Raw genomic sequence first — 14,060 nt, forward strand, 5'->3', positions numbered from 1 at the left:
CATTGCGGATCGCGGGGCAAGCCCGCTCCTACAGGCCAGTAGGAGCGGGGCTGTTCAGCGGAACTCGGCATAGGGCTTGAGCGGGTTGACCGGCAATGGCAGGTTGCCTTGCCACGGATCAAAGCTGTAGCGCAGGTAGAGCAACGCACGGTTCGGTGAGTAGTCTTCGCTGCGCTGCAAGGTGAAACCGCCACCCAGCACCCAATGATCATCCAGACGCCGCTCGACCAGGGCCTGGGCCAGGTAGCCCAGGCCTTTGTTGTCATCCCCGCGGCGTACTTCATCGATGTTGCTGCTCAGCAGCGGGCCATACTGCTTGACGATGTCATCGTTGACCGACGACAGCGGAAACGCCCGCTCATCATCGCTGCGTGCCCAGGAATAACCCAGCGAACCTTCGAGATAAACCGACCAGTCCGGGTTGCGCCAGGCATAGCTGACTGGCACACCGAACGACAGGTAGCGCTGCGGGCTGTAGTAACCGCCCTGGCCGAGGGTGTAGCCACTGAGGTTGCGGTCGTAGTGCCAGGTCATGGCCGTGGCACCGATGCGCAGCTCTTCGTCGACGCGGTTGATCAAACGGTAGTAGTACCCGCCCATGACCCGCCAGCGTTTGTTGTCTTCGACGTTTTTTCCTTGCAACCAGTGGTAGCCCAGGCTCGCCCACAGGCCATCGTCGAGGCCACGGTCATGGCTCAGGCCAAGGGTCAGCCCGGTAGCGGTCACCCCGCCCCAACTGATGTCGGTACGCGGGTCTTTGGCCCCGGCGTACGACAGCAACGAGTTGTTCATCGGCCGCCGTGAGCCGGTGAGCGACCAGCCAACGCCATGGGTTTTGCCATCGAAGGTGACGCCGCCCAACAGGTTCTGCACCTCAAAACCCATTGGCGAGGTGCCGAGGTCGGCACTGATACCATCGCCCTGCCAGCCGAGCGCCAAGGTCGTGCCATCGGCCGTTTCTTTGCTGCCCGGGCAACCGCTGGGAATCGCGCCAGCAGCGTTGCGACCACGGAACGAGCAAGTGCCGAAGGCTTCATGGTGCTGGTCATTGGCGTCGGTGTCGAAACTCGCTGCCCGCAGCCCCACCTGCTCGACACGGGCAAAGCCCAGGCCATCGCCAACCGGCATCTGTGCATGCACCATGGTGGTCGAAGTGGTCAGGTCGGAGATGCCTTTGGCACCGTCGTTATCGCGCCAGCCATAATCCTGCTGCACGGTCACCGTCGGGCTGTTGCGCTGATAGCGCTGGTCAACGTCACGGCGCAGGCTTTGCAGCAACCAGTCATCTTCGTCCTTGGCCCGGCTGGCGCGGGTCAGGGCGAAATTGTCCCGTGGGCTGGCCTGTTCAGCGCTCAACAACTGCGCATCGCGCATGGCCAGCGCATAGTAGTCCAGCGCCTGCTCGGCCTGTTGCGGTGGCAGCATGCGCGCCAGATCGCGGTACAACAAGGCATCGGGGGTGGTCTTGCGCCGTGCCACGTCTGCCAGCACCACCCGCGCCCTGTCGGTATCGCCGACTGCCGCCCAGGCGTTGCCCAGACGGCGGCGCTGGTCAATGTTGTCGGCCGGGATCTGCGCTTCAAGTGCTGGCAGTTGCTGCCGTGCGGCGTCGGTGTCGCCCCGCTCAACCAACACCTCAACGTGCCCCAGACGCGCTGCCGGGTTGTCCGGTTGCAGGGCCAGGATGCGGCTGTAGTAGCCCTCGGCGGCGCTCAGGTTACCCGACTGCCGCGCCCATCCGGCCAACTGTTGCAAGTCGCCGACGTGCTGCGCAACCGGCTGGGCAGTGCTCAACTGCCCTTCGAGCAGCGCCATTGCCCCGGCGACGTCACCGCTGTCGGCAAGTGCGCGGGAGCGATCCAGCGTCACCTGACGCTGTAAGCGCTGCTGCAACCCCTGCATGCCTTCATTCCATTGATTGCTCGGCACCTGTGCCAGGCTGTCCAGCCCGGCCTGGCTGCGACCGTCCGCCTCCAGGTACAGAGCGTGGGCGAAACGCGCGGTCGGATCTCGCCCCTGGCGCGACAGCAGGTCGGCGAACACCGCATCGGCCTGTTGGCCCTTGCCCTGCATGCGCAAGGCACGCGCCAGATCGGCAGCCAGCCAAGGGTCATTGGCGGCGAGCTGCCGGGCCTGGGTCAGCTGGCGTTCGGCCTCTGGCCAGTCTTCACGCGCCAGCGCCTGACGGGCCTGGTTGCGCAGCAACTCCACCTGCGACCCCGTGCCGCCAGACGCGCCGGTGGCAGGCGCCGCCGCCCATTGCCGTTGCTTGGCAGGCAAGCTGGCGACATAGCGTGAATAGCGCGCCGGGGACTGCGCCTGATACAAGCGTGACAACGCGCGCACGGTGTTTTCGTTGCCCGGTTGCAGGCGCGCGGCCTGCAAATAGTACTGCTCCGCCTGCGGCAGTTGCTTGCGCGCCATGGCCACGTTGCCCAGACCGATCTGCGCCAACGGCTCTTTCGGATCGCGTTTGGCCGCTTCCTGGTACACCTGTTCAGCAGCAGCGTACTGACGCGCCTGCAAGGCCTGACGGCCACGCTGCATCAACAGCCAGTATTCGGTGGAGGCCAGCAGTTCGTGCCATTTGCTGAGGATGTAGGTGTCTTGCTCTTCAGCGACCGCTTGCTTGAGCCAGTCGACTGCTTCCTGCCGCCGCCCTTGCCGCGCCAGGGCCAGGCCCAGGTAACCCTTGAGCGTGGCGTCTTTGGGATAGGCGGCCAGGGCTTTACGCAAGTTGCGTTCGGCCTGCGCCGGTGAGCGTTTCTCCACCAGCATGCGAATGCCCTGCTGGCCGGCGCGCCAGGCCGGGTCGCCAGTCAGTTTGAGCTGGTCGGCCAGCAACTCCTGCACCTGCGCCTGGTGGCTGTCTCCTGGATAGCGCTGCAGAAACGCCTGCCAATCGCGCACGCTGGCATCGCTGATCGGCTGTTTGCTCAGGTAGGCGTATTCAAGGCCAGCAGCAAGGCTGCGCGACTGACTTTCGTCGGCCATGCGCCTGACCACCAGCAGTGCCTCGTCATTGCGCTTGGCGCGAAACAATTGCTCGGCGAGAAACTGCTGCAACTCAGGGCTGCCGGGATACTGTTTGTCGAGGGCGTAGAGGTGCTCGAGGGTGGTCGGTAACTGCTCGGGCAGGCGACTGCGGATGCGCCAGTACTCCAGTGCCAGTTCCAGGCTCGGTGGCGCGCCCTTGCCGAACGCCGCTTCGTAGCGGGTCAAGGCTTCCTGGAAGCGCCCGGCCGTGGCCAGCAAACGGATCTGCTGCAGGGTTTGCTCGCCCTCCCCGCTGCTCATTTCCAGCAACCGGGCCATTTGCCGATCTTGCGGGCTGCCGGGCGCCAGGCGCTGCAGGTCGCTGTACAGCTGCCGGGCGCGATCAAGCTCGCGGGTGCGTACAGCCTGACGGATCGACGCGGTGAGCGCATCGAGGTTGTTTGGCTCCAGCAAGCGCAGGCGCGCCAGCGAATCTTCCACCAGGCTTTCGCGATGGGTCGCCTCCCCCAGCCGAATCTGCTGCATCAGCCATTCGCGCTGCTCGCTACGGTCTGCTGGCTGAGCCAGCAAGGTCATGGGCAGTGCTCCCAGGCACAGCAAGGTGGTCAGTTTTCGCATTGCGCAGTTTCCCAGCCTGGTACCAATCTTCCTTTACCGTCAAAACGATAGCGATGCTCATCCCAGCCCTGGCCAAACAGGCTCAGCACCCGGTTGTAGTAACCGCTGGCTGGCGTCTGGACCAGGCGCTGACGTTGTTGCTGCAGAGCGCTGTGTTCTTTGAGCGCCGCCAGTAGCGGCAACATGGCTGCGGAGAAACCCACCGGGCCCTGGCCGGTGCCCGCGCCAGACTCGACATTGACGGTTTCCGGCGGCACACCCTGTTTGCGCGTCAACTCGACCATGGGCCGGTAGCGTTCAAGCAAGGCATTGCGCTCGGGCGCCGAGGGGTCGAGCATGCCCAGCCACAGGTACACGCGGATGGCATCGTAGCTGCCCTTGGCGCCGTTGACCGGGTCATGGCGCAAGGTGCCGTTGTCGGTGACGGCGAGCCAGTCAGGCGCCAGGCCCTTGGGCGCGCTGTCGAGCAACAGTTTGCGGCTGTTGCGCGCCAACTCATCCCACAGTGGCGCCAGTTCGGTAAAGCGCTCCAGCACCTGCGGCGGCAGGTAGCTGGTGTTCAACCGCGTACCTTGCGCGGTGACAAACCCGCGGTCGCCGGGCAGCAACATGACGCCGACGCCCGGCAGCGGCCGCAAGGTCTGGGCCGCCACCCGCCAGAGCACCTCAATCGCCAATTCGCGGTACTCGGCCACCGCCCACAAGCGCCCTGCTTCGAGCAGGCTGTAGGCCAGCCACAGATCGGCATCACTGGCGTTGTTGCTGTCGAGTATCCGCCATTTGCCGTGTTCATCCTGGCCCCACTTCCACGCCGGTAGCTGTTTGCTCAGGTTACCGCCAGCGAGGTTGTTTTCGGTCCAGTTGAGCAGGTGCTGAAAACTTTCGCGATCATTGGCCACCAGGGCGAAGAACAGCCCGTAGGTCTGCCCTTCCGAGGTGCTGATGCGCCCTTGGGCCGGGTCGATCACCCGCCCGTCCGCACTGATCAGGTCAGTCTTGAACTGCTCCCAGGCCGGCCAGCAGCCCGCCGTGGCCATCGAGGCGAACAGCCACAGCGCACTGCCCAGCAGCCACTTGCCCGCGGTCATTCCTTGCCCTCAGCCAAGCGACGACGGGCTACCCAGGCCAGCAGACGCCAGGCAACCACACCCAGCAAGACAATGCTCAGCACGGCGCCCAGGGCCAACAGCACCGGGTGGAAGGAGAGTTTCACCCAGAGCAGCATCCACCACGGCAGACGGCCAACGAAATACGTGTCGCCGACGTAGTGGCTGCTCACACCGCTGCTGCGGATCAGGCTGATCGATCCGCCAATGTGATCATTGAGTTTGCCCGGGTCGGTCAGGGCCTGACGCAACAGCGCGTAGTCGGCGTTGTCGGTGGCCAGCAGCGCAACAATGCTGCGTTGCTTGTGAAACGGTGACTGCATGCCGGTGATCGCCGCAATCGGTGCCCGCGCCACCACGTCAACCTGGCTGGCAGGTGTGTTGCGCACACCGTCACGCAAGCGTTGTGCGCTACTGGCATCCAGCGGCCACGGCGAGCGGGCCTGGCGCAGCCAATCACGGGAGCGGTCGAGCAGCAGGTTCAACTCACGACCGCTCGCACCACGCAAGTCGTCTGGCAGCGGCCCGAGCACCAGCAGGTCGGCATCGGCCTTGGCCGCTGCAGCCCAGTCGTTGGTAATGTTCAGGCCGACTGCCGGGTAGCCGATGCGCGAGGCCATGCCGGCGACCAGGTCAAGCATGGTACCTACTTGCAACTCGTTGGCTGTGCCCGGCATCAGCAGCAGGGTCTGCGACAGATCGGCCATGCGGCTGAACGGGAACGCACTGCGGGCAAACGCACGCAGGTCCGGCATGGCGATGTAGTGGTAGTAGCCCGACAGATCGATGGTCGAGTTCTCATCGATAGCCGCCTGCACGTCGGCTGGCAGGAAAGTCTGGCATTGGCCGTTCTGGGCGTTGCCGACCTTGCTGGCAAAGCTGAAGTCGTAGCGCAGTTTGTTGCGGTCTTCGACTTTCGCCGCCGGCACCAACGTCTTGTCGGACAGCGTCGAGCTGTCGGCCGAGAACACCTGACTGCGCAAAGCCTGCAGCGCAGCACCCATGCCATCGGAACCCGGCAATGGAATGCTGCCGACAAAGTGATCGTTGAGGCGGATGGTCAGGCGTGACTCATCGGTGACCACTGGCGGCGTGTAGCGGTACAGGGTCTGCACCGCGACCCCTTGGTTACGCCAGACGAACAGGTCAGGCGGCAGGTTCAGGCTCAGCTCAATCGGTTGTGGCCGCAGGCCGTTGACCTGCAGTTGCCCCGGGTAGTCGAGCAATTCGGCAAAGCGCACCGGGCGATCGGTGCGGACCCAGTTCGGCGCATCGTACGGTTCGCGCGGCTTCAGCGCCTCGACCGACTGCACCGCCACCCGCGAACCGCGGAACAGGTCGGTGCCGACCGCCAGCGCCGAGGCGGCCTTGACCAGATCCTCTTCATTACGCCCCAGCACCAGCAACACCTTGCTGTAGCGGTTGTCCGGGTGGGTGATCTGCTGAATCACCGGCCCGTCTACGGGTGGAAACTGCTCGAGATCAGCGAGAAACGCCGGGCGCCGGTCGTTGGTGGCAAACACGATACTCGGCACCGGCTGCGTAGCGCTCTGCGCTGGCAGCTGGTTATAGAGCACCGGGAAGGTCGCCAGACGCCACTTGGCCTTGCTGCCGAAGTACGAAGCGAGAATCGCCGCCGCCTTCTGCTCGCCCAGCCCAGGGCTGCCGGCAAACACCATGGGGATGCTCAGTTGGTCGGTGTCGCGCGCATCAAAGTACGGCAGCGGGAAATACGCCAGGTCGTTGTCGGTCACCAGCGCCTGTTCATCGACGCGGATCACGCTGTTACGGTTGATGTTCAGCCACAACGAACTGTGCGCCGGGTCTTCGCAGATGTCGGTGTAATGACCGACAAACTCCACGCGCACCCGGTTGAAGTCCTGCACCAGTTTCGGATCGAGGGCCATGCGTTGCTGGCGCTGCTGGCCAATGTCGTCGGCACTGATCGGCACCACGCCCATCAGCGCATCGTTGAGGTACACGCGCAGATGCGACAGGCGCGGCACCAGGGCCGGCGACGGGGTGAAGTTCAGCTCCAGCTCGACGCTGCTGGCCAAGCGGTCGCGGCGCAAACTGAATTCGATCTGATCGCTGTTGCGCACGCCCATCAGCAGGCTGTCACTGCCACGGCCAAGGCTTTCGAAGGTTTGTGCACGCAACCAATGCGGCACCTGGGGTGCGGCAGCCGCCGGCGCTGCTTGCTCTTCGGCGGCCTGCGCCAGGGGCAGGCCCAGGGCAGCCAGCAGCAGTGGCAGGGTCAAGGGAGACAGGAATGAACGCTTCATGTCGTACTCTTCATTGAGTCAGTGGGAATGGGACGCGGCATGCGCGGGAAGAAGCTCAGCAACCAGCGCGCAAGGCCTATGAACGGCATGACCGGCAGGCGCACCCAGGCCGGGGCGTATTCGATGACCCGGTAGTAGCCCATGGCACCGAGCGCCAGCACGTCGAAGAAACTGCGCAGCGGGCGGTCCGGCACATGGCTGTCGCTCCAGCCCAGCCAGTTATCCGCACGGGCAAAGGTGCACTGCACATAGTCGATGCGTTGCTGCACGCTCAGGTCCGCCAGGCTGATGCCTATCTGGCGATCAACGCTGCGCATGACCCGGCCAGGAAAGACGAACTCGCGCCCTGCCCGTTCCAGCAGCAACTGCACCTCGGTATCGGGCGCCAGCGTGCGGGTGGTTTGCAGCTCGATCCCGACACCGCTGTCGGAGTAGTCGTAGAGCAGGCCCGGGTACAGGTGGCCGTCTGGCAGGCGCAAAGCCGCAGGCAGCTTCACCGGTACGCGCTGGAAGCGCCGTACCTGACGCACTTCAGCGGCCACCGCCAGCGCGGAACCAATGAGCAACAGGTTGTAGATCACCCACAGTGAGCTGACGATCACCGTGCCGTACTCGTTGCTCGGCCCATACATGAAGCGCCATACCGCGAAGGCCAGGCCGACAAAGTTGAAGGCGGCCAACACCAGATACGGCCGGGCGATCTGCCAGTCGAGCCGATCGCTTTCGTTCATCCCGCCTTTGACGGTGACGTCGAACTTGCCGCGCTTGGGCGAGAACAGCGCCACCAGGGTCGGACGCATGATGTACCAGGCCAGTACCGACTCGTACACCTCACCCCAGAAGGTTTGCCGATAAGGCCCCTGCACCCGCGAGTTGACCAGGCTGGCATGCAGCATGTGCGGCAATACATAGAGCAACAGCAGCACTGCCGGGGCATAGATCACATAGGCGTGTAGCAGCAGGAACGCCAACGGTGCGGTGAGGAAAATCAGCCGCGGCAGGCCCGAGAGAAAGTGCAGCATCGCGTTGGCATAGCACAGGCGCTGAAACAGGCTCAGGCCCTTGCCCAGCAGCGGGTTGTCCATGCGAAAGATCTGCACCATACCGCGCGCCCAGCGAATGCGCTGGCGCACGTGGGCGGCCAGGCTGTCAGTGGCCAGGCCCGCCGCCAGCGGGATACGCATATAGGCCGAGTTCCAACCCGCGCGGTGCAGGCGCAAGGCAGTGTGGGCATCTTCCGTTACGGTCTGGGTGGCGAAGCCGCCAATGTCGTCCAGAGCTGAGCGGCGCAACACCGCGCAGGAGCCGCAGAAGAACGTCGCGTTCCACAGGTCATTGCCGTCCTGGATCAGGCCGTAGAACAATTCACCTTCGTTGGGTTTGCGCCGGAACGACCCAAGGTTGTGCTCGAACGGGTCGGCGGAGAAGAAGTGGTGCGGGGTCTGCACCAGGGCCATTTTCGGATCCTGGAGGAACCAGCCGACGGTCAGTTGCAGGAAGGCGCGCACCGGGATGTGGTCGCAGTCGAACACCGCCACCAGATCACCGTTCAGGCGTTGCAGCGCATGGTTGAGGTTGCCCGCCTTGGCGCCACGGTTGTCGTGGCGGTCGATGTAGCCTACTCCCACTTCTTTGGCAAACGCGCGGAACGCAGGACGTGCGCCGTCGTCGAGGATGTACACCTTGAGTTTGTCCTGCGGCCAGTCCAGGCCAAGCGCGGCCATCACTGTGGTGCGTATCACCGACAGGTCTTCGTTGTAGGTCGGAATCACCAGGTCGACCGTCGGCCACTGGCTGCGGTCTTCTGGCAGCGCCAGCACCGGGCGGCGCAGCGGCCACACGCTTTGCACAAAGCTCAGGATCAGCACCAGCCACGAGTAAGTCTCGGCCAGCAGCAGGATCATCCCCAGTACCAGGTCGAGGTCGTTGGCCCAATGCAAGGTCGAGGTGTAGCGCCACCACAGGTAACGGCAGGAGATGGTGATCGACAGAATGATCATCATCAAGGTGGGGAAACGCCCGGGCATGTAGCGCATCAACATCGCCATTGCGCCCAGGGTCAAGACGAACACCAGTTGCGCATAGAGGTTGAACGGTGAGGTGATACACAGCAAGGCGATGGCCATCCCCACCACGGCCAATACCCAATAGAACAGGCGCTCGCCAGCTGAGCCACTGGCTTTGATGCGCCGCTGGGTGTGCGCCAGGGCATCACTGCGGCCAATCAGGCGCGGCAACCTGCGCATCAGCCCGACCAGGGGCAGGCGCACTCGCTGCAGCAGATTGAACAAGGTACGGCCCAGGCGTTGCAGCCAGCGAATGCCGCGCCCGCGCTTGAGGTCCGCGCCGCGGGCCGGGCGGGCCGGACGCAACAGCATCAACCAGAGGGTTTGCAGCAGCCCCCGCAGAGGATCGCCCAGGCTCGGGCGCTTGTTTGCCAGTTGCGGGTAATACTGCCGCCAGTGACGCAGCAAGCGCTGCCATTGCGGCGAGTCCAGGCGCAGAAACACCCAGGCCAGCAACGCCCCCGCGCTGAGCACCAGGGCGGTAAACGGCCGGGCACCGCGTTGCCGGTAAGCGCGGTAGCGACTCATACCTGATGCTCCTGCTGCGCCAACAACCAGGTGGCCAGGCTGCGCACATCATGGCTGGCCAGGGAATCTGCGGCGTAGTGCCCCACCGGGCTCTTCCAGGCCAGGGCACCGGCCATGGCTTCGTCGCGGTGAATCACCTGGGGAATCAACTGCGGATGACGTTCACGCCACAGCAACAACAGGTCACGCTGCAACTGGCTGATCGGGTCGAAACGGTTGACCAGCAGGTAGTCATCGCCCGCCCCTTCAAGGCTCAGCAGAGCGTGACAGGCCGCATCGGCCTCCAGCACCCGCAGGCGCATCACCGCATCCGGCAATTGCGGTAACGTCGCCGGAGTGTCCAGCACGATCCAGTCGAAGTGGGCCTGCAAGTGCTGCAAACGTTGCGCCCAGGCCTGCCCCTCAACCGCACGCCCGGGCGCCTGCACCTGCCCAAACGGCAGCAGGTATAAGCCCTCTTCGACCTGGAACAATGCCTCGCTCCAGCTGCCCTCGGCATTCTGCTCGGCAGTGGCCCAGCCATCGGTTGAAGCCAACGCCAGGTTGAAGTGCAGACGCAGCAGATTGCGCGGCTGCAGATCGACCATCAACACCCGTTGCTGCAGCTTGTGCAGCGCAAAGCCCACGCCCGCGACCAGCGCGGTGGTGCCCACGCCGCCACGCATCCCACTCAGTGCAACCACCGTCATAGGTGCGGCACCGGCTGATCGGCTGGCGCCTGCGGAGTATCGCCGCCAGTTACCCAGCCCTCGCTTTCGGCCAGCAGTGGCCAGCGCCGGCAGGCGGCCAACAGTTCGCCCTCGCGGCTGATGTCCTGATAGGCCATGCCCTCATCACCCAAACGCTGCTTGAGCTGGGCAATGTCATCGCTTTGTTGGGTACGCTCGTCCCTTGTCATATCGCCTCCTGTGATGCTCATTCGGGGTAGAGCATCCATTGGGTTTGCCCTTTGATGCGCACATAGGGCCTGCCCTGGAATTCAACGACGGCAGAATCGGAGTTCTCGGAAACCGCTGCCGTGGTCGGCAAGTCGTGAATCAACGCCGCCAGATCAAGCGGGCCGCCCTGCTGCGCATACAGCCGCGCGATCAACTCGGACACCGCCAGGTAACTGGCTGGCGTGGTCACGTGCTGCGGGCCTTGCTGGTCGTTCTCACCCATGTTGATCAGCTTGATCGCCGCCGGCACGTGGGTGATCGACCGCGAAGGAATCTCGCGCATACCGGAAATCTGCATGCGGTCACCGTGCACCGCCGCGCCATGCTCGGGCACCAGCACCAGCACTACCCTGCGGCCGCTTTGCTGGACCCTGTCGATGAACTGGTCGATGTCATCGAGGAAGTTTTTCGCCCGCTCCTGGAACGAGGCGCGACGGGTGCTGCCATCGGCATTGGTGATGCGGTTGCCGTCATGCAGGGTGATGGTGTTGTAGAACAACGACACCGCCGGTTTGTCTTCTTTGAGCCGATGCGCCCACCAGGTCTGCAGCACGTCGCGATCGCGGGCGATGTTGGCACCGTCATACGACTTCAGCGCGGTGGGGAACTCGTCGCTGCTCATCAGCGGTGGCGGCAGGTGCTGGCCGGCCAGGAAAGTCATGTATTTACGGGTGATTGGCCCGTTGTGATTGAGCATCAGCTCCGGGCTGTAGCCGAGCTTGGCGAGGTTATCGAAGAGCATGCACTGCTCGTTCGCCGGCTCGTACAGCTTGATGTGATGCGGCTGACCACAGCTGGCGCGCAACATGCGAATCGCCGCCGGACCGCTGTAGGAGGTGGCCGAGTTGAAGCGGTCGAACACCACGTTCATGCGCCGGAACAAGGCGTTGTCGCGCATGCCGGCATCTTCCAGGTCATCCCAGGCCAGCGAGCAGACGTTGAGCACCAGCAGGTCGAAGGGTTCAGCCGTGGGATTCGCCTCAGGGAAGCGTGTCATCTTGCCGGCCTGCTCGCGGTAAAACTGCTCCAGCCAGGCGTCAATCGCTTTGCTTTCGGCCAACGGACTGTCGGCACCTTGCGCGGCACTGGTCTCGCTCGCAACCGTTTGCGTCGACACGTGAAACGCAGGCAAGGCACCGGCCAGGTACACCCACAACAGCAGTGCCACGCTGATCAGGGTCAGGCGCACCCAAGGGGCAATGAACAGGTAGGCCAGGGCCAGGGCGAAGAGCACGCCGAGCACATCCCAGTTGACGAAACGCCCGAGCAGATCGATGACATAGTCAACGGAAAAGGCCAGCAATTCAGACTGCTCGAACAGCCGCCGAAACGGTGGGTACCAGGTGTCCTTGTACAGCAGTGCGGCACCCAGCGGCACGGCAACAATCGTGCGTAGGCGCGGTAGCCATTGCCCGGGCTACGGCAGCAACAGGCCAGCGGCGAATAACAGGTTGAGCAGTGGATTGAAGTCCAGCAGGCCCATCCACAGCAACACAAACTTGCCGAGAAAGTACAAATTCCACAGCCCGAGCTCCGGCCACTTCAGCGCCGGTGCAGTGGCAACCGCCTCACTCATGGGCGCTCTCCTTGTCTGCGTCATGGCAGATGCGTACACCGCGTGCGATCAGGTGGCGCGGTGGCAGGCGACGCTCGAACCAGGTGAGCAAGCGCCGCCCCAGCACGAATGCGGCGATGGCCAACGGAGCTGTGAGCAAGGCGGTCAGGCCGATGACCCACAGCAGTTCGTCATAGGTCATTGACGTGACTCCAGCGATTGCAAAGAAATTTTCCGTGGTTGCAGCGGCCGAAACGCCTCGGCCTCTGCCGCTGCCTCTGCCGGGGCCAACAACGTGGCATCGGCGGGCGCCTCGGCATCGGACTGAAACTGCGCCAGGGGCAGTACCTGCGACGGCAGCACACTTTCAACGCCGGCCAACAATTGCTGCCACGGCAAGCGGAACACGTTGCGTAACGCGGCATCGACCTGCGTAGGGCTGCAGGCAAACAGGAACAGGTACGGCACACCGTCGGCGACACAGGCGATATCGCCGTAGCGACGCAGCTGCAATTGCTGCAACACCACGCCTGGATTGAGCGTTGGCAATGGCTGCAAGCGCAGCAACTGGTGGCGGACCTCGGTACCGACCGTGTTGTCGCTCATCTTTTTTACCGCTGCGGCAAAGGCCTTCGGTGACAAGCTGCCGCGCACCTGCAGCGGGTGCAGACGCGCCAGCAGGCTCGAAGGTTCGGCAGCCAGCGGGCGCTGCCAGCGCAGCCCCTGGATCGACCGCACCAGGGTCAGAAAGCGCAGAAACGGTGTGCCCTGCGGCACGATCAGGTTGGCGCCGCTGGCCAGCAGCAGTTGTTCTTCATGCTGTCGCATGCCTTGCAGCATCTCGCGTACCACCAGCTTGACCGAGCGCCCGCAATGACTGCGCAGTTGGTACAAACGCGTGGCAAGCGAATTGACGTCGTCGGTGCCACCCAAGGCGAAGATCACCGTCGCTGCCTGCGCATCCATGGCCCGCTCCAACAGCGCATCCGGCGCGTCAAACAGCTGCCATTGAGCGGTCGGCGGCGCTTCGTTACCGAGCACCGCGGCTTGCGCCAGCACCTGGCGTTGATCGTTGGTAGTCGGCGCCAGGTTGTCGTCATCAGGGCGTGACGACACCCGAAAGCCGCTGCCCTCGTCGAGCAGTAGAAAATCATGCGGCCCACTCACCCCAGCGTCGTTGCTCCAGAAGTGCACCAGCAGGTGCCGCGCGCCCTGAGCGACGTAGACCTGGGCCAGGCCCGACAGGTTGTCGTTGTGGCGCAGCAGAATATCGAGCAGCGCTGGCGGCGGCGAGTCGCCTACCACCAGCAGTGTGCTGCCCACCGAGCGCAGCCAGTCCTGGGCGCGGGAACACCACAGCGCCAGCGACTCGGCTACCAGCTCATCCCAGCCGCTGTGCGGCACGCGGATCAGCCAGAAGGCATTTTCACCACCGCGTACCCGCGGGACGTCCTGGCGCACGGCCTGAATCAAGCGTTTAGTGGACATTTTTGGCAGGTCGAACAGGCTCAGGTGCCCCGGCCCGCGCTCATCGGGAATCTGCTTGACCAGATCACGCGAGGCGCCGGCTGCATTCACCAACAAGGCCCGCGCTGAGGCTGGCAAGCTGCTCAGCAGTTGCGTGCACAACCGGTCGGCAGTATCCGGCGACTCGCAGGCCAGCCAGTACAGACCCCCTGTGCGCATGTGCGCTTGTCTGTCGGGAAGACCGGGCAATACCGGTGTCGACGCATGCAATGGCCACCTCCTGGAGGGCATCAATGACAGTTCAAACCGTCAGGCGCGCAAAATTGTGAAATGCGTGCCGCACACGCCTCGATTGTGTCGAGGGTGCTGGGATTAGAAAGATGAACGGGCCTGCAGCAAAAACTTTAGACCGTTTTTTCAGGTCGCAAGATGTTTGCGCGGCAGCAGGATGAAAATCCTGAAGCGGCTGCACACCCTGGCGAACCAGGGTGTGCAGTACA

At 64.0% G+C, this 14,060-nt stretch carries 8 protein-coding genes and 1 pseudogene; all 9 read right to left on the reverse strand.

The window, feature by feature from the left end:
- Positions 1-54: 54 nt before the first annotated feature.
- The 9 genes and pseudogenes from bcsC to bcsE all read right to left on the reverse strand — a co-directional run bounded on the left by bcsC (position 55) and on the right by bcsE (position 13,851).
- Positions 55-3,615: a cellulose synthase complex outer membrane protein BcsC gene (gene bcsC, locus ACP6KB_RS14630; RefSeq protein ID WP_442107608.1), complete on the reverse strand. Its 3,561-nt coding sequence runs from the start codon at positions 3,613-3,615 to the stop codon at positions 55-57.
- Positions 3,603-4,703 carry a cellulose synthase complex periplasmic endoglucanase BcsZ gene (gene bcsZ, locus ACP6KB_RS14635; protein ID WP_442107610.1) on the reverse strand — a complete coding sequence of 367 codons (1,101 nt, stop codon included), beginning with the start codon at positions 4,701-4,703 and terminating at the stop codon, positions 3,603-3,605. The genes bcsC and bcsZ overlap by 13 nt, the downstream gene beginning before the upstream one ends.
- Positions 4,700-7,006 carry a cellulose biosynthesis cyclic di-GMP-binding regulatory protein BcsB gene (gene bcsB / locus ACP6KB_RS14640; RefSeq protein WP_442107612.1) on the reverse strand — a complete coding sequence of 769 codons (2,307 nt, stop codon included), beginning with the start codon at positions 7,004-7,006 and terminating at the stop codon, positions 4,700-4,702. Before bcsB ends, bcsZ begins: the two co-directional genes overlap by 4 nt.
- A complete protein-coding gene (bcsA, locus tag ACP6KB_RS14645) occupies positions 7,003-9,600 on the reverse strand; it encodes a UDP-forming cellulose synthase catalytic subunit (RefSeq protein WP_442107614.1) in 2,598 nt (865 codons plus the stop codon). Before bcsA ends, bcsB begins: the two co-directional genes overlap by 4 nt.
- On the reverse strand, positions 9,597-10,289 hold the full coding sequence (gene bcsQ, locus ACP6KB_RS14650; protein WP_442107616.1) for a cellulose biosynthesis protein BcsQ: 693 nt from the start codon (positions 10,287-10,289) through the stop codon (positions 9,597-9,599). The genes bcsA and bcsQ overlap by 4 nt, the downstream gene beginning before the upstream one ends.
- Positions 10,286-10,498: a cellulose biosynthesis protein BcsR gene (bcsR, locus tag ACP6KB_RS14655; RefSeq protein WP_442107618.1), complete on the reverse strand. Its 213-nt coding sequence runs from the start codon at positions 10,496-10,498 to the stop codon at positions 10,286-10,288. Before bcsR ends, bcsQ begins: the two co-directional genes overlap by 4 nt.
- A 17-nt stretch (positions 10,499-10,515) precedes the next feature.
- Positions 10,516-12,114: pseudogene (gene bcsG / locus ACP6KB_RS14660) on the reverse strand (cellulose biosynthesis protein BcsG).
- Positions 12,107-12,295, reverse strand: coding sequence for a cellulose biosynthesis protein BcsF (locus ACP6KB_RS14665; RefSeq protein WP_442107620.1), 189 nt, complete (start codon positions 12,293-12,295; stop codon positions 12,107-12,109). Before ACP6KB_RS14665 ends, bcsG begins: the two are co-directional and overlap by 8 nt.
- Positions 12,292-13,851 carry a cellulose biosynthesis protein BcsE gene (bcsE, locus tag ACP6KB_RS14670; RefSeq protein WP_442107622.1) on the reverse strand — a complete coding sequence of 520 codons (1,560 nt, stop codon included), beginning with the start codon at positions 13,849-13,851 and terminating at the stop codon, positions 12,292-12,294. Before bcsE ends, ACP6KB_RS14665 begins: the two co-directional genes overlap by 4 nt.
- Between the last annotated feature and the right edge of the window lie 209 nt (positions 13,852-14,060).

Origin of the sequence: Pseudomonas sp. NUPR-001 (genome assembly GCF_052147955.1) — a bacterium.
Taxonomy (GTDB): Bacteria; Pseudomonadota; Gammaproteobacteria; order Pseudomonadales; family Pseudomonadaceae; genus Aquipseudomonas.

Bases quoted from the DNA above. Each gene is read 5' to 3' on its own strand.
- bcsC (WP_442107608.1), bottom strand. From the start codon at position 3,615: ATGCGAAAACTGACCACCTTGCTGTGCCTGGGAGCACTGCCCATGACC.
- bcsZ (WP_442107610.1), bottom strand. From the start codon at position 4,703: ATGACCGCGGGCAAGTGGCTGCTGGGCAGTGCGCTGTGGCTGTTCGCC.
- bcsB (WP_442107612.1), bottom strand. From the start codon at position 7,006: ATGAAGCGTTCATTCCTGTCTCCCTTGACCCTGCCACTGCTGCTGGCT.
- bcsA (WP_442107614.1), bottom strand. From the start codon at position 9,600: ATGAGTCGCTACCGCGCTTACCGGCAACGCGGTGCCCGGCCGTTTACC.
- bcsQ (WP_442107616.1), bottom strand. From the start codon at position 10,289: ATGACGGTGGTTGCACTGAGTGGGATGCGTGGCGGCGTGGGCACCACC.
- bcsR (WP_442107618.1), bottom strand. From the start codon at position 10,498: ATGACAAGGGACGAGCGTACCCAACAAAGCGATGACATTGCCCAGCTC.
- ACP6KB_RS14665 (WP_442107620.1), bottom strand. From the start codon at position 12,295: ATGACCTATGACGAACTGCTGTGGGTCATCGGCCTGACCGCCTTGCTC.
- bcsE (WP_442107622.1), bottom strand. From the start codon at position 13,851: ATGCCCTCCAGGAGGTGGCCATTGCATGCGTCGACACCGGTATTGCCC.